The organism is Parageobacillus toebii NBRC 107807 (assembly GCF_003688615.2).
Taxonomy (GTDB): Bacteria; Bacillota; Bacilli; order Bacillales; family Anoxybacillaceae; genus Parageobacillus_B; species Parageobacillus_B toebii.
The window spans coordinates 800,704-822,067 of the sequence record NZ_CP049703.1; the positions used below are offsets into that span (position 1 = coordinate 800,704).

Consider the following 21,364-nt stretch of genomic DNA (forward strand, 5'->3'; position numbering starts at 1 on the left):
ATTGTTCACTCCCACGTTTATTGCTTTGCCGGCAGCTTTAACATAAATGTACTTCCTTTTCCAGGATGGCTTATCACCTCGATGGTCCCTCCGTGAGCTTGCGCGATTCCTAAGCTGACGGATAATCCAAGTCCCGTTCCTTTCCCGGGCCTTTTCGTCGTAAAGAAAGGATTGAAAATCTCTTGCAAGTATTGTTCTTCAATTCCTTTGCCGTTATCTTGAACCGATAAAAGAATCCACTTCTTGCCGTCTTCCGTCACCGATTTCGTTTCAATAGAAATAACTTTTTTTGGAATATCCATTTCTTCCAATGCGTCTTTTGCATTAATTAAAAGATTTAAAACAATTTGTCCGATTTGCTGAATATTTCCTTCAATCAATTCCAGTGAATGATCTAATTTTTTCTGAATGGTGATATTTTGTTTCTTAATTTGATCACCGATTAACCCTAGCACTTGCTCCACCGCTTCATTGACAGAGCAATCTTCAAACATATATTCATCCTGCCGGGAGAAAGTCAATAAATTTTGGATAATCGTTTTGCATCTCTTTCCGCACGAATAAATATCGGAAAGCAATTTGTGGGATCGATCATCTGCTGTTCTTAACAGCAATTGGGCATTGCCTAAAATAGCCGTCAATGGGTTATTCAATTCATGGGCGATTCCCGCCGCCATCTCTCCGATCGCGGCCAACTTTCCTGATTGGACTAACTGCGCTTCAATCCGGCGTTTTTCCGTGATGTCATTAATGTAAATAATAATGGCATAGATGTGTTGACTTTCATTGAATACTGGATAAGCACGCAATTCACATATTCGCTTTTGAAAATGAATCTCCTGATAGACAGGCTTTTTTGTTTGAACCATTTTCAGCACGGGACTGTTATGGATGTCTAACGATAAAAGTTGATGAAAGTTTCGTTTCTCCCGTGGATATAAATGAAGTTGGAAAAAATCTTTCGCTGCGTCATTATATTTTAAAATATTTCCTTCTAAATCGACGACTAAAATCATCTCTGAAACCGCGCGAAATGTTTCTTCCCACTCCTTTTTGCTAGTGAGAACCTCGTTATAAAGACGAGCGTTTTCGATGCACACGGCTAACTGGTCACAAAACTGTTGGAAAAAAGTCAAATCATCTTCGTCATATTCTATGATTTCTTTGCTTCCTATGCAGAGCACACCGATGACTTTCCCTTTGTGAATAAGCGGGACTAACAATACACTGCGAATTCCTAAAGATTCATATACTTTATTTTCTATATAGTCTTCATAGTTTTCTTTATTGGAATCTACTTGATAAAAGATTTTTTCAAGTGATTCAACTGCTTTCCAATAAAGGGAATGCTCTTTTGACAACTCAAATCCAATCGGAAAATATAATGAGTGAGGAGGATAAACATTGGTTAAAATCAATTTTTCATTTTCATACATAGATAAACTAATTCTTTCGATTGGAAAAATCGTTTGCAGCTTATCAAAAACGTTTTTCAACATTTCATCGATGGACATATCGACATTAAAACTTTTTGTTACATCATTAATAATTTCCAACTGCATATTTTTCTTTTTGAGCTCAATCACCGTTTTCTTTAATTCGTTATAGTAACTTTTTTTCGAAGACTGAACGCCAGTTAATAAGTTAATCATTTGTTGCCGATCTTCTACTTCCATCTCTACCATGCCCTTCTAAATATTTCTTCAATATCTTCTACTGTGACATCTCGAGGATTGGTGATCATACAAGCATCATGGAGGGCGATGACACTCATATGCGATATTTCGTCTTTTTCTAATCCTATATCGGATAATCGTTGCGGAGCGTCAATCTCCATTGTTAATTGTTTGATATACTCAATCGCTTTTTTTCCCGCTTCCATGTGCGACAATCCTCGAATATCAATACCGAGAAATGTCGCGATATCCGCAAATTTTTTCGGATTGGCCAATAGATTATATTCCATCACATATGGAAGTAAAATAGAATTAATATCGCCGTGAAGAACGGGATACTTTCCTCCGACCGCATGCGACATCGCATGCACCGCGCCTAAAATGGCGTTAGAAAACGCAAGGCCAGCCTGCAAACTAGCCATTGCCATATGTGTCTTCGCTTCTTTGTTTATTTTTGAAGCAACAGATGGACGCAAATATTCTGATACTAAAGAAATAGCGTTTTTTGCTTGAACATCGGTTAATGGGGTTGCGGCTAAACTTACGTATGCTTCGATGCCATGTGTTAAAACATCTAAGCCGGTTGAAGCAGTTAAACGGGCACTTTTTGTCGATAATGTTTCTGGATCAATAATTGCAATATCTGGAATAAGGGATTTGGAAATAATCGTCATCTTTTTTTGTCCTAATGTATCTACGATGACGGAAAATTGCGATACTTCAGAACCCGATCCAGCCGTTGTAGGAATCATCACTTGTGGAGGCAATGGGTTTCTGATTTTGTCCACCCCTTCATAATCGTGAATCTTTCCTCCATTGGTGGCCAAAATGGCAATGGCCTTCGCCACATCTAAAGGACTTCCTCCACCAATTCCTATGATCGCATCACATTCATTTTCTATGTAAACTTTGCATCCTTTTTCCACTTCGATATCTTTTGGATTAACCGTTACATCGTGAAATATCGTGTATTTTAAATTCGCCTGTTTGCAGCTTTTTACGACGACATCCAACCATCCGGCTTCGATCACTCCTGGGTCACTGACAATTAAAACGTTAGTTGCTCCAAGCCGCAAACAGCTTTCCCCTACATGCTCAATAGCACCATTCCCAAAAATGATCTCCGGCATCACGAATTTATGAATATTCATATTACCCACCTAACTAAAAAGTTGTCAAAGTCATCTAAAGGACATTTTATTCGACACCATTATGTATATTCCTACATTCAATTATATCAATTTAGGTGTATTCTCGACATATAATAAATTGGATACCTCTTTTCCGTCGAATTTAGCCAAATTTTTCTTTTTTAATCAAAAACGTATAAAAAAGCATAACTAACCATCAAATTACAATATTTGATGAAGAAAAAGATCCATCTTCTTCTCAGAAGATGAATCCTTAATCTAAACGCACATGAATATCGTACGTCGGAATGGCTTTTGTGAGCAACTGATGAATCCGTTTCTGTTCTTTTTGCCGTTTTTCCTCTGACATCGAGGAAGGAACGTGAACCGTCACGTACATATCGTTTCCGTTCATCCAAACAGACCCAGGTTTGTAATCGGTATATGTCTCGATGACTTGTACGGCTTTCCTAACATCAGCGCGATCATTTCCACTGTTGTCTGTGGTGTTGATGAAATTCGGATTTTGCCGTGTTTTTTCCGGGTCGTCAAAGTTGTTATATAAATAGCGGTCATAATCGCTTTTCGCTTTATCATCGGTCATTAGCTTCGTGCCATTTTTGTCTTCGCTTTGCTCGTGGTAAGAAGCATGATTTGGATTCATCGAACAAGCGGAAAGAACTATAGCAAAACCTAACAGCAGCAAGTTTCTCATCATTTGTCGCCTCCCTGCTGTTAGGTTTTCCCGCACTCCCAAAAATATAAATGGTAGGATTCACCGTTTAACGGGCGAAATGATGGTTTGTTTTATCCGTTTTCCTCGGTTTGCCGGGAACTTCATGATGATGGCGGCAGCGTGGTTCGTATGCCTCGCTGGCGCCTACTAAAATCACCGGATCATCATAAGAGGCCGGAACGCCGTTAATGAGCCGCTGCGTCCGGCTTGCAGGGGAACCGCATACCGTGCATACCGCTTGCAGTTTTGTGACTGATTCGGCAATCGCCATTAACGTTGGTACAGGTCCAAACGGTTCGCCACGGAAATCTTGGTCCAATCCCGCGACAATGACGCGATAGCCGCGGTCTGCCAGCGTCTGCACGACATCGATAATGTCATCGGAAAAAAACTGCACTTCGTCGATAGCAATAACGTCTGTTTTTTCTGAAATATGCTCAAAAATTTCTTTCGGCGAGGAAACAGGAATGGCGATCAACGAATTGCCGTTATGCGACACAACCGCTTCGTCGCTATAACGATTATCAATGGTCGGTTTAAATACTTTCACTTCTTGTTTGGCAAATGTCGCGCGACGAACGCGGCGGATCAATTCTTCTGATTTTCCGGAAAACATGCTTCCGCAAATGACCTCAAGCCAGCCGGACTGCTTCATAATATACATGAAATGCCTCTCCCTTCGTTCTCATCTGCCGGCGTATGTATGTTTTATTGTACCTTGTTTGCCCATAAAAAAACAGGCAAGAATCAGCCGCTTGCCTGTTTTTCATGAAATTCGTTAGGACGTGATAGACGCTTAAGCGCCCTTCGCTTTTCTTATTGTCCAGCTCCGGGCGCTATCGGCTCGCGACGCTTCGGCCCCGCTGTGGCGGCAACAGCCTCCTCACGGGTCCTCCAGCGCGTGTCGCCGATGAGCAAGCGCCCTCCGCTTTTCTTATTTCAAGCCGTATTTTTTGTTGAATTTATCGACACGTCCTGCAGCAGAAACAAATTTTTGACGTCCTGTAAAGAATGGATGACATTCGGAGCAAATTTCTACACGCAATTCATCTTTTACAGAACCGCTTTCAAATTCGTTTCCACATGCGCAACGTACGATTACTTTTTTGTACTCTGGATGAATTCCTGGTTTCATGATCTTCACTCCTTCCGCCCTGTATCATTTCGAAACAGAGTTTGTATATCATTATTTTTATCATATTTTGGCGTTTGTCAAAACACACATGGTAAAATTATAACAACTTTAATGTTCTTTTGCAACCAGTGATTTTTGCCGATTTCTTCCCTCGGTTCTATTAAATTCGCACGGCTCCATTACTTTTCCATTCTTCATCAAGCATCGCAAAAAATTCTTCGTTTGATTTTGTTTGACGGAGTTTGCTTAAGAACCGCTCAATGAAATCAGGGGAATCAGACATTGTTTTTCGAATCGCCCATAATTTTTCAAGATGCTCTTTCGGAATGAGCAACTCTTCTTTACGCGTACCTGAGCGACGAATATCGATGGCTGGGAAAATACGCCGCTCCGCCAGCGATCGGTCAAGATGGAGTTCCATATTTCCGGTGCCTTTAAATTCCTCGTATATTACATCATCCATACGCGAACCTGTATCAACAAGAGCAGTAGCTAAAATCGTTAGACTGCCGCCTTCTTCAATATTGCGGGCTGCTCCGAAAAACCGTTTCGGACGGTGGAACGCAGCCGGATCAATCCCCCCTGAAAGCGTGCGGCCGCTTGGCGGGATGACTAAGTTATAAGCGCGTGCTAAACGAGTGATGCTATCCATAAGAATAACGACATCTCGTTTATGTTCGACAAGACGCATCGCTCTTTCTAACACTAATTCCGCTACTTTAATATGATTTTCCGGCACTTCGTCAAACGTCGAGCTGACAACGTCACCATTGACCGACCGCTCGATGTCTGTTACTTCCTCTGGACGTTCGTCAATGAGGAGAACAATGAGTTCTACTTCTGGATGATTGGTCGTGATGCTGTTGGCGATTTCTTTTAATAACATCGTTTTTCCCGCTTTTGGAGGAGCTACAATCAATCCGCGCTGCCCGAATCCGACCGGGGCAATTAAGTCGATAATTCTCGTTGATAGCTTGTCCGGGGTTGTTTCTAATTTCATTTGTCGATTTGGGTATAAAGGTGTTAATGCCGGGAAGTGCACGCGTTCCTTTGCGACTTCTGGGTCTTCGCCATTGACTGCTTCGACATGAAGCAATCCGAAATAGCGTTCATTTTCTTTTGGAGGACGCACTTTTCCAGACACTTTATCCCCGTTTCGCAAATCAAATCGGCGAATTTGTGACGCGGAAATATAAATATCTTCGGAGCTTGGGGAATAGTTGATCGGACGTAAAAAGCCGAATCCTTCTGATTGAATGATTTCAAGCACGCCCTCCATAAAAAACAATCCATCTTGTTCCGCACGCGCTTTCAAAATGGCAAAAATAAGCTCTTTTTTTGTTAGCTTACTGTAATAAGAAATTTTATATTGGCGAGCAAGCTCATAGAGCTCTTTCAGTTTCATATTTTCTAATGTAGAAAGTGTTAACTCCATTTCGACACCACACTTTTGCAATTTTTCATGTTCTTCCATACTCACTCCAAACCTTCAATTTATTATGAATTTTAAAACGGATGGGATGAAAAGAAGGCGATGAAGGCTGAAAATGAAGTAGAAATGGCAGAGCTTATTTTACGCACACGCAGCATGACTATTTTACCCTTTTTATCGTTTTTTAATCAACAGTTTTTTATTTCGTGATATAAAATAAGCAAGGGCGACAGGTTGAACCTTTTTCGCCCCGCTGGCATTCGCTTTTACTTGATGACTAAATTTGGTTTTTTCTTCAAGCTGTGCCGCCCTTCAATAAAACGAACGGTTCCTGATTTCGCACGCATCACAACGGAGTGAGTTTCGCCATATGCACCTTTAAATTGAACGCCTCGCAACAATTCCCCATCTGTTACGCCAGTTGCGGCAAAAATAGCGTCGTCGCCTTTCACCAAATCTTCCATGCGAAGCACTTTCGTTACATCAATCCCCATTTTTTTGCATCGTTCTACTTCCTGTTCATTTTGCGGCAATAATTTTCCTTGAATTTCTCCTCCCAAACATTTCAGCGCTACCGCAGCCAATACTCCTTCCGGCGCCCCGCCAGAACCGAACAAAATATCCACACCTGTATGATCAAATGCGGTATTAATCGCAGCGGCAACATCGCCGTCATTAATCAGCTTAATGCGCGCTCCTGCTTCTCTTAGCTCAGCGATGAGCCGTTCATGGCGCGGCCTGTTTAATACGACGGCAACGACATCTTCAATATCTTTGTTTTTCGCTTTTGCAACCGCTTTTAAATTATCAATCACCGGTGCTTCAATATCAATCATTCCGACCGCCTCAGGACCGACGGCGATTTTATCCATGTACATGTCAGGAGCGTGAAGCAAATTGCCATGGTCCGCCACCGCAACGACCGCTAATGCGTTCCAACCTCCGGAAGCAACGATATTTGTTCCTTCTAGCGGATCTACTGCAACATCCACACGAGGCCCATAGCCGTTGCCGAGCTTTTCTCCAATATATAACATCGGTGCTTCGTCCATTTCTCCTTCACCGATGACGACCGTTCCCTTCATCGGAACGGTATCAAATACATTGCGCATGGCCGTTGTTGCTGCTTCATCTGCCTCGTTCTTTTTGCCTCGCCCCATCCATCTGGCGGCGGCGAGAGCAGCTGCTTCCGTGACACGAACAAGTTCCATTGTTAAACTTCTTTCCATCGGAACTTCCCCCTTCCCCTTTGTCGCTTACGCATTTTTGACTTGTTCAATCTCTTCATCCGTCATTTTTTCTCGCCAAATCGTTGCGCCTATGTTGGTTAACTTTTCGACAAGATTGCTATATCCGCGGTCAATATGTTCTACTCCCGCAATTTCCGTAAGCCCTTCTGCCATTAAACCTGCAACCACAAGCGCCGCGCCTGCGCGTAAATCACTCGCTTTCACTTTTGCGCCTTGCAGCCGAACCGGACCGGTAATAATGGCGGAACAGCCTTCCACTTTTATGTTCGCATTCATTCTACGGAGCTCATCGACATGCTTAAAGCGGGCTCTATAAATCGTATCAGTCACAATGCTTGTCCCTTGCGCTTTTGTTAAAAGCGCTGTAAACGGTTGCTGTAAATCGGTTGGAAAACCAGGATAAACAAGCGTTTTCACATCTACTGCTTTTAAAGCTGGTACACTAGAAACAAGGATTTGATCGTCGCTCGTTTCCACATGCACGCCCATTTCGCGTAATTTTGCGGTCAATGATTCAACGTGCTGAGGAATAACGTTATCGATGATTACTTCCTTCCCCATCGCTGCCGCAGCAATCATATATGTACCAGCCTCAATGCGGTCCGGAATAATCGAATGACGACATCCTGATAATTTCTCAACACCGTCGATGCGAATGACATCGGTTCCGGCGCCTTTAATTTTTGCTCCCATGTTGGAAAGCAATGTCGCCACATCAATAATTTCCGGCTCTTTTGCAGCGTTTTCAATAATCGTCCGGCCTTTGGCGCGCACCGCGGCCAACATGATGTTAATCGTTGCCCCTACGCTTACCACATCTAAAAAAATACGGGCACCTCGCAATTCCTCCGCGCGCAAATAAATCGCACCTTGCTCGTTCGTTACTTTCGCTCCTAGCGCCTCAAAGCCTTTAATATGCTGGTCAATCGGGCGCGGACCTAGATGGCAGCCTCCTGGCAGCCCGACAACCGCTTTTTTAAAACGACCAAGCATTGCTCCCATTAAATAATACGAAGCGCGCAATTTTTTTACTTTTCCATTCGGCAGCGGCATCGGTACCATATTGGTCGGATCGATGGCCGCTTTTTTGCCATCGAAATGGAACGTTCCGCCAATCTCTTTAATTAAGTCGCCTAAAATTCGCACATCAGAAATGTCCGGCAATCCTTCGATTGTAACCGGTGAATCAGCGAGAATCGTAGCAGGGATGAGGGCAACGGCGCTATTTTTTGCGCCGCTTACCTTGATCGTTCCCTGCAGCGGATCACCGCCGATAATTTTGATTTTTTCCATTATAGTCTCCCTTCTTTAACGAGAAGTTGACTTCTATTTTTGCCGATTCCAATCTGCTAAAAACTTTTCAATTCCTTGATCCGTCAACGGATGGTTAAACAATTGCATTAATACTTTGTACGGAACAGTAGCGATATGCGCTCCTCTTAGTGCAGCTTCCGTTACATGAAGCGGATGACGAATGGAGGCAGCGATAATTTCTGTATCGATTCCGTGGATATTAAAAATGTCGGCGATGGTGGAAATGAGTTCAAAACCGTTATGACCGATATCGTCTAGACGACCAAGAAATGGAGACACGTATGTTGCTCCGGCACGTGCTGCTAATAGTGCTTGGTTTGCTGTAAAAATTAATGTAACGTTCGTTTTAATCCCTTTTTCGCTAAATACCTTTACCGCTTTAAGCCCTTCTTTTGTCATCGGCACTTTAATCGTAATGTTCGGGGCAATTTTTGCTAGTTCTTCGCCTTCTTCGATCATTCCTTCTGCATCCGTGGAAATCACTTCCGCGCTAACCGATCCAGAAACAATGGACGTAATTTCGCGAAGACGATCATGGAATGGGACATTTTCTTTCGCAACAAGACTAGGGTTTGTCGTCACACCGGCTAAAATCCCAAGCTCATTCGCTTTTTTAATTTCTTCTAAATTTGCCGTATCGATAAAAAATTTCATGGCGATATCCTCCCTTATCATTGATGGGGCAAGAAAAGGAAACCGCGATAACGTCACAACGTTCGTTGTTCCGTTAGGCGGTTTTTCCTTTTTTACCAATGAAAATGTTATTGGACTGCTTTTCCGGAAGAACCAAACTCGCGCATTTTCCCGATTACTGTCGCTTTAATCGCATCGCGGCCAGGACCGATAATTTTGCGAGGGTCATATACTTTTTCGTCTTTCGCTAACAATTCGCGGACGACTTTTGTAAATGCCATTTGGTTTTCTGTATTGACGTTAATTTTGGAGGTACCGAGAGAAATAGCACGTTGAATTTGTTCTGTTGGGATGCCTGTACCACCGTGAAGCACGAGCGGAATGCCAGTTAGATCACGAATTTGTTCCATTTCCGCAAAACCTAATTTTGGCTCCCCTTTGTACGGACCGTGCACAGAACCTAATGCAGGAGCCAAGCAGTCAATTCCCGTCCGTTTGACTAATTCTTCACATTCTTTCGGATCCGCATAAATAATGTCTTTCCCAATAACATCATCTTCTTGGCCGCCGACCGTACCTAATTCTGCTTCTACCGATACACCGCGTGCATGAGCATATTCCACCACTTGAGAGGTGATTTTGACGTTTTCTTCAAATGGATGATGGGAGGCGTCAATCATGACAGAAGTAAAACCGGCATCGATTGCTTCTTTACATTTTTCGAAGCTAGAACCATGGTCAAGATGAATCGCTACCGGAACGGTAATATTCATATCTTCCATTAATCCTTTAACCATATTTACTACCGTTTTAAAACCGCTCATATAACGCGCCGCGCCTTCAGACACTCCGAGAATCACCGGTGACTTTTCTTCTTCTGCCGCGGCTAAAATCGCCTGCGTCCATTCTAAGTTATTAATGTTGAATTGACCGACAGCGTATTTTTCTTTCAACGCTTTATTAAGCATTTCTTTCATGGATACTAAAGGCATAGTAAAATCCTCCTTATGCTTTAACGTCTTCGCCTTTCTTCAATATAGCTATGCGTCATTCCAACGGGGGATATGTATGAAAGGCGTCAATAGTCTTACGTTAATAAGCATACCAACTTATAAACAAAACAGCAACATTGTAACTTAGAGCAAACTATGACAACTTTCTTACGAAACTAAATGCTTTTTTACTGCCTCGCGCAAATCATCGATATCAAACGGTTTCGCAAAATGCATAATCGCGCCTAATTCTTTTGTTTCCTGAATCATATCGAGTTCTCCGTAAGCAGTCATAATAATCACTTTAATATCTGGATCAATTTCTTTTAATCGCTTTAATATTTCAATTCCATCCATTCCAGGAATTTTCATATCTAATAACACTAAATCGGGTTGATGTTTGCGGACAATTTCCAGCGCTTGCATGCCATTAGCGGCTTGATATGTCGTATATCCTTCTCTTTGAAACACTTCATTTAACAAAATGCGAATCCCGTATTGATCATCAACAATTAAAATTTTACTGCCCATCTCTATTATGCACCTCAATTCTTTGTTTTTCTTCCATGTTATTAGTTTCGCATCGTTCAGTTATTTTCCTGCCAAATTTTTTGCATTTGGATAAATTCCAATTAACAAATCATTTTATTATATAATAGCAACGAAAGGGGGACGAACAGTGAAAATTTTTACGACTCAAATGATCGGTTATTTGAAAAAAATTGCCGAAGAAGAAGAAATGGCATTCGAGGATGGAGCGCGTCTGCTCGCACAGGCGATCATCGGAGAAGGACGCATTTTGCTTCACGGATTTCACGAAATGGAAGCCGTTGTCATCGAGGCTCTCTGCGGACAAGATAAGCTTCCAAAAGCGGTACGCTTAATGGAAAATGGACATCTTCGCAATGATATCGATGAAACGGATCGCGTTTTATTGATTGCGCGATTTTCCAATGATAAAGACGCCATCCGTCTTGCCGAACGATTAAAAGAACAAGGTCTTGAAATTGCCGCCATTTCCGCTGTGGTCAAAGACGAGCAACCGTCACTAGTTGACATTGCCGATGTCCATATCGATAGCAAATTGCTAAAGCCGATCGTTCCGAAAGACGACGGCAGCCGCATTGGCTTCCCGACGGTCATTACAGCCTCGTTTGTATACTATTGTCTGTTGCTTACCATTTATGACATTTTAGAAGAATACGAGTAAATAATAAAGGACTATCTAACCTATGCGGAAGATAGTCCTTTTTTGTGCAACCACAGTTATTGTTTTAATGATGCTTTAATAAAATCACGGAACAATGGCTGCGGTCTTGTCGGCCGTGATGTAAATTCCGGATGGAATTGGGCAGCGACAAACCAAGGATGATCTTTTAGCTCAATAATTTCGACGAGACGGCCGTCCGGACTTGTACCGGAAAAGACGAATCCGTACTGTTCCATTATTTGACGATATTGATTGTTGAATTCATAACGATGGCGATGGCGTTCATAAATGACTTCATCTTGATATGCTTCGTAGGCAAGCGTTCCTTCTGACAATTTGCAAGGATAAAGACCTAGTCGAAGCGTTCCGCCTAAATCTTCTATATCCTTTTGTTCCGGCAATAAATCGATAATTGGATGAGGTGTATTCGGGTCAAATTCAGCGGAATGAGCTTCTTTCAGCCCCACTACATTGCGGGCAAACTCAATCGAAGCAAGCTGCATTCCGAGACAAATTCCGAGGAATGGAACTTTCTGCTCGCGCGCGTAACGAATCGCTTCAATTTTCCCTTCAATGCCGCGGTCGCCAAATCCGCCTGGCACGAGAATGCCGTCCGCATCGCTCAATAAGTCGGCTACGTTTTCCTTATTTACATGCTCGGAGTTAATCCATTTAATATCAATATCGGTGTCAAACGCATATCCGGCATGACGCAACGCTTCTACTACAGAAATGTACGCATCTTGCAATTCCACGTATTTTCCGACAAGCGCGATTTTCGTTGTCCGTGACAAATTGCGCACTTTTTCGACAAGCGCCTTCCATTCCGACATGTCCGCTTCTTTACAGTCTAACTTCAAATGTTCACAAACGATTTGATCCAATTTTTGCTCTTGTAGCATAAGCGGAACGGCGTATAAAGTATCCGCATCGCGCGCTTCAATGACCGCTTTCGGATCAATATCACAAAATAGTGCAATTTTCTCTTTCATATCTTGAGAAATTGGCATCTCGGTGCGAACGACGATGATGTTTGGTTGAATGCCAAGGCTCCGTAGTTCTTTTACGCTATGTTGGGTTGGTTTTGTTTTCATTTCGCCAGCCGCTTTAATATATGGAACAAGCGTACAATGAATGTACATTACATTGTCGCGGCCAACGTCGCTTTTGATTTGGCGAATCGCTTCTAAAAATGGCAACGACTCAATATCGCCGACCGTTCCGCCAATTTCCGTAATGACAACATCCGCATTGGTTTCTTGACCGGCCCGAAATACTCGTTCTTTAATTTCGTTCGTAATGTGCGGAATAACTTGCACCGTTCCTCCTAAATAATCCCCACGGCGCTCTTTTTTGATCACAGCGGAATAAATTTTTCCCGTTGTTACGTTGCTATATTTATTTAAGTTAATATCAATAAAGCGCTCGTAGTGTCCTAAATCGAGGTCCGTTTCTGCGCCATCGTCGGTAACGAACACTTCTCCATGTTGATACGGACTCATCGTTCCCGGGTCTACATTGATATATGGGTCAAACTTTTGAATCGTTACGTTCAAGCCGCGATTTTTTAATAACCTGCCTAACGACGCCGCCGTAATCCCTTTTCCTAACGATGATACGACACCGCCGGTAACAAAAATATATTTTGTCATATTGCGTTCCCCCCTGCCGAAATATATATAACAGTTTAAGTGTGTGCCAAATACAAAAATAAAAAACGCTCCGCTTACGTATATGTAAGGGAGCGATATATTTGTACTGTCTGTTTTTAAGAGCCCAGATAAGATTTTACATAGTTCCATGGATAAAGTCAAGAGAATATTACTCGTCTTCTTCCGGGACGTCTATATCTAAATCTTCGTCCAGTTCGTCATCCCCTAAGTCAAATTCATCGTCATCAAGAAGTTCGTCATCAAACGCCTCGTCGTCGTCGAGATCAAATTCGTCATCATCGAGAAGCTCGTCTTCACCAAGATCAAGCTCGTCTTCATCATATTCGTCAAGATCATCATAATCGATATCTTCATCATCGATAATATCATCGTAATCCTCATAATCATCAAGGGCTTTTTTCTTCTTCTTCGGCTTGGCGATCATTACCGTTTCATCTTCTGTTTGATCAAACGGATACCAAACGCGCAGACCCCAGACATTTTCTCCAACACAAATAAAACGACCGTCAATATTTAAATCTGTATAATATTGAGCAAGCCGCTGTTTTACTTCTTGCTCCGATAAACCAATTAGCGCAGCAACTTCATTCACAAGCTGTTGGAACGATAACGCTTCCCTTTTTTCAGATAAAACGAGACTAGCGAGTTCCACAAACGACATTTCTCGCAATTCCTCTTGAGAGTATTGCTGCAAACTCAAATTCGGCACTCCCTTTCCTATGTAAACTGACGATGAATGCGATTCGAATACATACCATTCATTATAAACAAATTCTCGTTGTTTATGCTAGATGTTTACTGAAAAAAATGCGAATTTCCTCATAAAATTGTTTTGACAATCGTAGAAAGCATGTTTTGCAGCGAAATTGTAGATCATAACCCATATTTTTTATGCCATGAAAAAAGGAAATCGGCAAGCGATTTCCTTTTTTCAACGTTACATATTGCGGCGATATTGACCGCCAACTTCATAGAGAGCGCGCGTAATTTGTCCAAGGCTTGCGACTTTTACGGTTTCCATTAACTCTTCGAAAATATTGCCGCCGCTAATCGCGACTTGTTTGAGACGCTCTAGCGCCGCATCTACTTTATCTTTATTTCTCTCTTGGAATTCACGCAAGTTCTTAATTTGCAATTCTTTTTCTTCATATGTCGCGCGCGCTAGCTGTATATTGTTCAGCTCTTCTTCAGACGGCGGGTTCGGGTTGAGATATGTGTTTACTCCAATAATCGGAAGCTCGCCGCTATGTTTTTTCATTTCATAATACATCGATTCGTCTTGAATTTTTCCGCGCTGATATTGCATTTCCATCGCGCCTAACACGCCGCCGCGGTCGTTGAGGCGCTCAAACTCTTTTAACACTGCTTCTTCGACTAAATCGGTAAGCTCTTCAATAATGAAAGAGCCTTGAAGCGGGTTTTCGTTTTTCGCGAGACCAAATTCTTTCGTAATGATCAGCTGAATCGCCATTGCTCGGCGGACCGACTCTTCGGTCGGTGTTGTGATCGCTTCATCATAGGCATTGGTGTGCAGCGAGTTGCAGTTATCATAAATCGCTATTAACGCTTGCAATGTCGTGCGGATATCATTAAAATCAATCTCTTGCGCATGAAGCGACCGGCCTGATGTTTGAATATGATATTTCAGCTTTTGACTGCGTTCGTTTGCTCCATATTTTTCCCGCATGGCGATCGCCCAAATGCGGCGCGCCACCCGGCCGATAACCGAATATTCCGGATCTAAGCCGTTGCTGAAGAAGAACGAAAGGTTTGGCGCGAAATCATCAATTTTCATGCCGCGGCTTAAATAATATTCGACGTACGTAAAGCCGTTGGCAAGCGTAAATGCAAGCTGTGTAATCGGATTTGCTCCTGCTTCGGCGATATGATATCCCGATATCGAAACAGAGTAATAGTTGCGAACTTTATTTTTAATAAAATATTCTTGAATGTCGCCCATCATTCTTAAGGCGAAATCGGTGGAGAAAATACACGTATTTTGTCCTTGGTCTTCTTTTAAAATATCAGCTTGCACCGTACCGCGCACCGTTTGCAGCGTATATGCTTTTACTTCTTCGTACTCTTCTTTCGTAAGCGGGCGGCCTAGCTCTTTTTCCCGCTTTTCGACTTGCTGGTCAATTGCCGTATTCATAAACATCGCTAAAATAATCGGTGCTGGACCGTTGATTGTCATCGATACGGACGTTAGCGGGTCGCATAAGTCAAAGCCTTTATATAATTTTTTCATGTCATCGAGCGTACAGACGCTGACGCCGCTTTCCCCAATTTTCCCGAAAATGTCTGGCCGGTAATCTGGGTCTTCACCGTAAAGCGTTACCGAGTCAAACGCGGTGCTTAGGCGCTTCGCTTTATCTTCTTTACATAAATAATGGAAGCGACGGTTCGTCCGTTCTGGCGTTCCTTCCCCGGCAAACTGCCGTTTCGGATCTTCTCCCTGCCGTTTAAATGGAAAGACGCCTGCTGTATATGGGAACGAACCCGGAACGTTTTCTTTATACACCCAGCGCAAAATTTCGCCATAGTCTTTGAATTTCGGCAGCGCCACTTTTGGAATATCTAATCCTGATAAACTTTTGGTCGTTAAGTCCGTTACGATTTCTTTATCGCGAACTTTAGTCACGAATTGTTTTGCGGAGTATTTTGCCTTCAAGTCTTCCCATGAATCAAGAATTCGTTTTGATTCCGGCGTTAGTTCGTTTTCGTAATGTTGTTTGAGCGTCTCTAAAGACGCGATGACGTCTTCGCTTTCACCGCGCTCTTTTGCCGCTTCAATCGCTCCTTCGATTTGGAATAAGCGGCGCGCGATTTCTACTTGCCGTTCGACGCGTTTATGATAGTTGCGAACGGTTTCGGTAATTTCGCGCAAATAGTAGCGGCGTTCGCTCGGAATAATGACGTTATGTTTTTCGACATTTGATACGGTTTTTAAGCTTGTTTTCCAATTGGTTCCTGCTTTTTGATTAATGAGGTCAACAAGCGCCACAAATAGCGTATTCGTTCCCGGGTCGTTAAATTGACTCGCAATCGTGCCATATACCGGCATTTCGGAAAGGTCTTTATCAAATAATTGATGGCTGCGCTGATATTGTTTTTGCACTTGACGCTTCGCATCTTCGGAGCCTTTTCGTTCAAATTTGTTAATGACGATTAAATCCGCATAATCAATCATATCGATTTTTTCAAGCTGTGTTGGCGCTCCGAATTCACTTGTCATCACATACATCGAAATATCACATACTTCGGTAATCGCCGCGTCACCTTGGCCGATCCCGCTCGTTTCGACGATAATTAAATCAAACCCTGCCGCTTTGACGACCGAGATGGCATCTTTAATCGCAAGCGACAATTCGGAACGGGAATTTCGCGTCGCTAAACTGCGCATATACACGCGCGGTGTGTTGATCGAATTCATGCGAATGCGGTCACCTAAAAGCGCGCCGCCTGTTTTTTGTTTCGTCGGGTCAATCGATAAAATCGCGATTTTAATATCTGGTATTTCGTTTAAGAAACGGCGGACAAGCTCATCGGTAAGCGAACTCTTTCCCGATCCGCCTGTACCGGTAATTCCGATAACTGGCACCGGTTTCGTCAGCTCTTTTACTTTTTCCATCACTGTTTCCATCGCCGCAGCTGCTTCATTCGTCACATCAACACGGTTTTCACATAGCGTGATCAAGCGAGCGATCGCCTGAACGTCCCCTTTTGGCAGCCGCTCTAATTCATCGGTAATTTCTGTTACAGTCGAAAAATCACATTCTTCGAGCATGAGGTTAATCATGCCTTGCAATCCGAGCTTGCGGCCATCTTCCGGCGAAAAGATACGCGCAATTCCGTATTCGTGCAACTCTTTTATTTCCCTTGGAATAATGACGCCGCCGCCACCGCCGTAAATGCGGATGTGGGAAGCGCCACGTTCTTGAAGCAGGTCATACATATATTTGAAAAATTCCATATGTCCGCCTTGATAGGAAGATACCGCAATTCCTTGCACATCTTCTTGAATAGCGGCGTTCACAATTTCATTAGCGGAACGGTTATGTCCTAAATGAATCACTTCCGCGCCACTTGCTTGTAAAATGCGGCGCATGATGTTAATCGATGCGTCATGTCCGTCAAATAAGCTAGAAGCTGTCACAAAACGAACATGATGCTTTGGACGGTAAATATGTGCCATCCTTTCTCCCCCTTTGTCATGATGACCGTTTCTCCATAATTCCCTTTAGCAATAATTCCGTTTGCAATGCAATGTATTCATCGAGCGTATACATTTTTTGCAGCGCCCAGCGGCGGAACGCCCACATTTGCCCTAGAACAAAGATGTTATGGGCGAACAATTTAATTTCTTGTTCTGTTAACTGAAATACCCCATTGTCGACACACGTCTGCAAAATTTTTTCAAACATCGCGACCATTTGTATTTCCTTATTGAGCACATATGGCAGCGATTCTTTACTAAGCGATTTTGCTTCTTGATACATTACAAGCACTTCGTCTTGCAAATCATCGATGACTTTAAAATAACGGGCAATTGCTAATTTAAAGCTTTCCAATGTCCCGTGATGGGTGTCGATATCTTTTTCCATCCGTTCGCGCACTTCGTCATATATACGGTCACAGACAAGATATAAAACATCTTCTTTTTGGCGAATGTATTCATAAAGCGTTCCAATGCTAAACCCCGAGGCTTTCGCGATCTCTCTCGTTGTCGTGCGGTGAAATCCTTTTTGTTTAAACAAGGCAATGGCCCCTTTAATCATTTGATTACGGCGTTTTTTCACCAGTTTTTCATCTTTTACGGACGCTATCACTTCCCGTTTTTTCATATGCATCACCTGTATGCCGCGGAATGCTTATCTTGTAAGCATCCGCGAAATAACGAGACGTTGAATTTCTTGCGTTCCTTCATAAATTTGTGTAATTTTTGCGTCGCGCATAAACCGTTCGACTGGATAATCTTTCGTATAGCCATAGCCTCCGAAAATTTGCACGGCATCGACCGTTACTTTCATCGCTGTATCGCCGGCAAACAATTTCGCCATCGCCGATGCTTTGCCGTACGGAAGACCGTTTGTTTCGAGCCATGCCGCTTGATACGTAAGCAGGCGCGCCGCTTCGATGGCGGTCGCCATATCAGCAAGTTTAAAAGCAACTCCTTGCTGTTCAGCGATCGGTTTGCCAAATTGCACCCGTTGTTTTGCATATTCAATCGCTGCGTCTAAGGCTCCTTGCGCGATACCGACCGCTTGTGCAGCGATTCCATTTCGGCCGCCGTCAAGCGTCATCATCGCGATTTTAAATCCTTCCCCTTCTTGCCCGAGAAGGTTTTCTTTCGGAATGCGGCAATCTTCAAAAATAAGCTCGGTTGTCGGCGATGAACGAATGCCGAGTTTTTTCTCTTTTTTCCCGATCGAAAAGCCTGGTGTGCCTTTTTCAACGATAAAGGCGCTGATTCCTTTATGGCGCTTTTCTGGATCGGTTACGGCGAACACCACGTAAATTTCTGCTTCGCCGCCGTTGGTGATCCATACTTTCGAGCCGTTTAGCACGTAATAGTCGCCATCTCTTACAGCTCTCGTTTTCATGGAGGCGACGTCCGAACCGGCACCTGGTTCCGAAAGGCCATATGCGCCAAGTTTTTCACCTGTCGCAAGCGCGCGCAAATATTTTTGCTTTTGCTCTTCTGTGCCGAATTTGTAAATCGGCCAGCTTGCGAGTGAAATGTGCGCAGACAACGTTACCCCGGTAGACGCGCATACTCTCGATAGCTCCTCTACTGCGATGACATACGCTAAATAATCGCTGCCGATACCGCCGTACTCTTCCGGCCATGGAATTCCGGTAAGACCTAATTCAGCCATTTTATTAAAAATTTCGCGGTCAAATCGTTCTTCTTCATCCCGTTCGGCTGCAGTCGGTGCTACTTCTTTTTCAGCAAATTCGCGCACCATTTTTCTTATCATTTCATGCTCTTCACTTAACTGAAAGTTCATAATCCCGATCCCCCATTTATTTATTGATATAAATATTTGCTAATGACTAGACGTTGAATTTCGCTTGTTCCTTCGTAAATTTCACAAATTTTTGCATCGCGGAACAACCGCTCGACCGGATAATCTTTCGTATAGCCATTGCCACCGAAAATTTGCACCGCTTCAATGGCGTTTTCCATCGCCGTTCTGGAGGCAAACAATTTCGCCATCGATGCTTCTTTTCCGCATGGGAGGCCTTGCGCGCGCAAAAACGCGGCATGATAGACAAGCAGTTTCGCCGCTTCGACCGCTGTCGCCATATCGGCAAGCTTAAAAGCAACGCCTTGCTGTTCGGCGATCGGTTTGCCAAACTGGATGCGTTCTTTCGCATAAGCGGTCGCATGTTCGAGCGCCGCTTCGGCAATGCCTAGCGATTGCGCGGCGATGCCAATGCGTCCGACATCGAGGTTAGCCATTGCGATTTTAAAGCCTTGCCCTTCTTCGCCAAGCAAGTTTTCTGCCGGCACTTTCGCGTCTTCCAGCGTAATTTGCACCGTCCGTGAACCATGAAGCCCCATTTTTTTCTCGTCTTTGCCAATGATAAATCCCGGCGTATCTTTTTCGACGATAAAGGCGGAAATGCCGCGGCTTCCTTTTTCATTCGGATCGGTGCGGGCAAATACGATATACGTATCCGCCTCCCCGCCGTTGGTGATAAAAATTTTCGAGCCGTTTAAAATGTAGTAGTCTCCTTGGCGGACCGCTTTCGTTTTTAAACTTTTCGCATCCGATCCGGCGCCCGGTTCAGTAAGGCAAAAAGCGCCTAAATATTCGCCGCTGGCTAATTTTGGAACGTATTTTTTCTTCTGCTCTTCCGTTCCAAAGTATAAAATCGGATTGGTGCCGACCGACGTATGCACCGATAAAATGACACCAACTGTAGCGCTAACTTTCGAAATTTCATGGATGGCGATAATGTAGGAAATAAAGTCCATTCCCGCACCGCCGTACTCTTCAGGAACGGTAATTCCCATCAAACCGAGTTCGGCCATTTTGTTTAAAATCGGGCGCGGAAATTCGCCTTGTTCCATACGTTCAACAAATGGAGCGATTTCCGTTTGCGCGAATTCTTGCACCATCTTCCGCATCATTTCTTGCTCTTCTGTAAAGTGTAAATTCATGTATGCCACCTTCTTTGCTGATTAATCGTACGTGTAAAAACCTCTGCCTGTTTTGCGGCCAAGCCAGCCGGCTTTCACATATTTGCGCAATAACGGGCATGGGCGGTATTTATCATCGCCAAATCCTTCATGAAGTGTTTCCATAATGTATAAGCACGTGTCCAGCCCGATAAAATCCGCTAATGTCAACGGTCCCATCGGATGGTTCATGCCAAGCTTCATTACTTCATCAATCGCTTCTTTTGTCGCGACCCCTTCATATAACGCGTAAATCGCTTCGTTAATCATCGGCATGAGCACGCGGTTCGAGATAAAGCCTGGGAAGTCATTGACTTCCACCGGAACTTTGTTCAGCTTGCGCGTAATCGCTTCAATCGTTTCATATACTTCATCGGCGGTAGCCAATCCGCGGATAATTTCTACAAGTTTCATTACAGGAACCGGATTCATAAAGTGCATGCCAATCACTTTTTCCGGCCGCTTCGTCGCCGCTGCGATTTCCGTAATTGGCAGCGAAGACGTGTTTGTCGCCAAAATCGTGTGTGGCGGAGCAATTTCATCAAGCTGGGCAAACAACTTTGTTTTAACATCCATGTTTTCGACGACCGCTTCAATGACTAAATCGGCTTTCGCGGCGTTTTGCAAATCGGTTGAAGGAGTAAGCCGCGACAATGTCGCCTCTTTTTCCTCTTCTGTCAATTTTCCTTTTTCGACTTGGCGTGACAGCAATTTTTCGATATTCGCCAATCCTTTGTCGAGTTGTTGTTGGCTAATATCATGCAAGAAAACGTCGTATCCTGCCATCGCGCACACTTGCGCAATGCCAGATCCCATTTGTCCTGCACCGATAACCATAATCGTTTTGACGTCCATTGTTCCACATCCCCTATCCTTAGTCATTTCTAAGTGAAGTACAGTTTGTCTGATGGAATATCGAGACCATTGCTTTTCTTATTGTCTAGATCCAGAGGCTAGCTCCCTTGTGCGAAATAACCTTCGCTTGAAGTGCAAG

At 43.5% G+C, this 21,364-nt stretch carries 19 protein-coding genes; 1 reads left to right on the plus strand and 18 read right to left on the minus strand.

Going from position 1 to position 21,364, the window contains the following annotated elements:
- Positions 1 to 17 precede the first annotated feature (17 nt).
- The 11 genes from DER53_RS04140 to DER53_RS04190 form a co-directional block, all read right to left on the minus strand.
- On the minus strand, positions 18 to 1,676 hold the full coding sequence (locus tag DER53_RS04140) for a sensor histidine kinase (protein WP_062754446.1): 1,659 nt from the start codon (positions 1,674 to 1,676) through the stop codon (positions 18 to 20).
- 2 nt (positions 1,677 to 1,678) lie between these two features.
- Positions 1,679 to 2,827: an iron-containing alcohol dehydrogenase gene (locus DER53_RS04145; RefSeq protein ID WP_062754448.1), complete on the minus strand. Its 1,149-nt coding sequence runs from the start codon at positions 2,825 to 2,827 to the stop codon at positions 1,679 to 1,681.
- A gap of 253 nt (positions 2,828 to 3,080) precedes the next feature.
- Complete coding sequence (locus DER53_RS04150; RefSeq protein ID WP_240345841.1) at positions 3,081 to 3,524, minus strand: hypothetical protein; 444 nt, start codon at positions 3,522 to 3,524, stop codon at positions 3,081 to 3,083.
- A gap of 64 nt (positions 3,525 to 3,588) precedes the next feature.
- Positions 3,589 to 4,206 carry a thymidine kinase gene (locus DER53_RS04155; protein WP_062754450.1) on the minus strand — a complete coding sequence of 206 codons (618 nt, stop codon included), beginning with the start codon at positions 4,204 to 4,206 and terminating at the stop codon, positions 3,589 to 3,591.
- A gap of 270 nt (positions 4,207 to 4,476) precedes the next feature.
- On the minus strand, positions 4,477 to 4,677 hold the full coding sequence (gene rpmE, locus DER53_RS04160) for a 50S ribosomal protein L31 (RefSeq protein WP_015865332.1): 201 nt from the start codon (positions 4,675 to 4,677) through the stop codon (positions 4,477 to 4,479).
- Positions 4,678 to 4,837: 160 nt separating this feature from the next.
- The gene (gene rho / locus DER53_RS04165; RefSeq protein ID WP_015865333.1) at positions 4,838 to 6,112 is read right to left on the minus strand and encodes a transcription termination factor Rho; all 1,275 of its coding nucleotides are present in this window, start codon (positions 6,110 to 6,112) and stop codon (positions 4,838 to 4,840) included.
- A 263-nt stretch (positions 6,113 to 6,375) separates the two neighbouring features.
- On the minus strand, positions 6,376 to 7,338 hold the full coding sequence (gene glpX / locus DER53_RS04170) for a class II fructose-bisphosphatase (RefSeq protein ID WP_062754452.1): 963 nt from the start codon (positions 7,336 to 7,338) through the stop codon (positions 6,376 to 6,378).
- Positions 7,339 to 7,365: 27 nt separating this feature from the next.
- The gene (locus DER53_RS04175; RefSeq protein ID WP_062754454.1) at positions 7,366 to 8,652 is read right to left on the minus strand and encodes a UDP-N-acetylglucosamine 1-carboxyvinyltransferase; all 1,287 of its coding nucleotides are present in this window, start codon (positions 8,650 to 8,652) and stop codon (positions 7,366 to 7,368) included.
- A gap of 33 nt (positions 8,653 to 8,685) precedes the next feature.
- The gene (gene fsa, locus DER53_RS04180; protein WP_015865336.1) at positions 8,686 to 9,327 is read right to left on the minus strand and encodes a fructose-6-phosphate aldolase; all 642 of its coding nucleotides are present in this window, start codon (positions 9,325 to 9,327) and stop codon (positions 8,686 to 8,688) included.
- Positions 9,328 to 9,434: 107 nt separating this feature from the next.
- Entirely contained in the window at positions 9,435 to 10,298 is an 864-nt protein-coding gene (locus DER53_RS04185) for a class II fructose-bisphosphate aldolase (RefSeq protein WP_015865337.1), read from the minus strand.
- 168 nt (positions 10,299 to 10,466) lie between these two features.
- Positions 10,467 to 10,829, minus strand: a complete 363-nt coding sequence (locus DER53_RS04190) for a response regulator (RefSeq protein ID WP_062678145.1) — start codon at positions 10,827 to 10,829, stop codon at positions 10,467 to 10,469.
- Positions 10,830 to 10,977: 148 nt separating this feature from the next.
- On the opposite strand from DER53_RS04190, the gene DER53_RS04195 reads away from it, so the two are divergent.
- Positions 10,978 to 11,508, plus strand: a complete 531-nt coding sequence (locus DER53_RS04195) for a DUF2529 domain-containing protein (RefSeq protein WP_062754456.1) — start codon at positions 10,978 to 10,980, stop codon at positions 11,506 to 11,508.
- A gap of 56 nt (positions 11,509 to 11,564) precedes the next feature.
- On the opposite strand, the gene DER53_RS04200 is transcribed toward DER53_RS04195, so the two are convergent.
- The 7 genes from DER53_RS04200 to DER53_RS04230 form a co-directional block, all read right to left on the minus strand.
- On the minus strand, positions 11,565 to 13,160 hold the full coding sequence (locus DER53_RS04200) for a CTP synthase (protein WP_062754458.1): 1,596 nt from the start codon (positions 13,158 to 13,160) through the stop codon (positions 11,565 to 11,567).
- 169 nt (positions 13,161 to 13,329) lie between these two features.
- The gene (gene rpoE, locus DER53_RS04205) at positions 13,330 to 13,881 is read right to left on the minus strand and encodes a DNA-directed RNA polymerase subunit delta (protein ID WP_216368281.1); all 552 of its coding nucleotides are present in this window, start codon (positions 13,879 to 13,881) and stop codon (positions 13,330 to 13,332) included.
- A gap of 237 nt (positions 13,882 to 14,118) precedes the next feature.
- Positions 14,119 to 17,376 carry a fused isobutyryl-CoA mutase/GTPase IcmF gene (gene icmF, locus DER53_RS04210; protein WP_062754462.1) on the minus strand — a complete coding sequence of 1,086 codons (3,258 nt, stop codon included), beginning with the start codon at positions 17,374 to 17,376 and terminating at the stop codon, positions 14,119 to 14,121.
- A gap of 16 nt (positions 17,377 to 17,392) precedes the next feature.
- The gene (locus tag DER53_RS04215) at positions 17,393 to 18,025 is read right to left on the minus strand and encodes a TetR/AcrR family transcriptional regulator (protein ID WP_015865343.1); all 633 of its coding nucleotides are present in this window, start codon (positions 18,023 to 18,025) and stop codon (positions 17,393 to 17,395) included.
- A gap of 27 nt (positions 18,026 to 18,052) precedes the next feature.
- Positions 18,053 to 19,192, minus strand: a complete 1,140-nt coding sequence (locus DER53_RS04220; RefSeq protein WP_062678150.1) for an acyl-CoA dehydrogenase — start codon at positions 19,190 to 19,192, stop codon at positions 18,053 to 18,055.
- 20 nt (positions 19,193 to 19,212) lie between these two features.
- A complete protein-coding gene (locus DER53_RS04225; protein ID WP_062678151.1) occupies positions 19,213 to 20,352 on the minus strand; it encodes an acyl-CoA dehydrogenase in 1,140 nt (379 codons plus the stop codon).
- Positions 20,353 to 20,373: 21 nt separating this feature from the next.
- Positions 20,374 to 21,225 carry a 3-hydroxybutyryl-CoA dehydrogenase gene (locus DER53_RS04230; RefSeq protein WP_015865346.1) on the minus strand — a complete coding sequence of 284 codons (852 nt, stop codon included), beginning with the start codon at positions 21,223 to 21,225 and terminating at the stop codon, positions 20,374 to 20,376.
- Between the last annotated feature and the right edge of the window lie 139 nt (positions 21,226 to 21,364).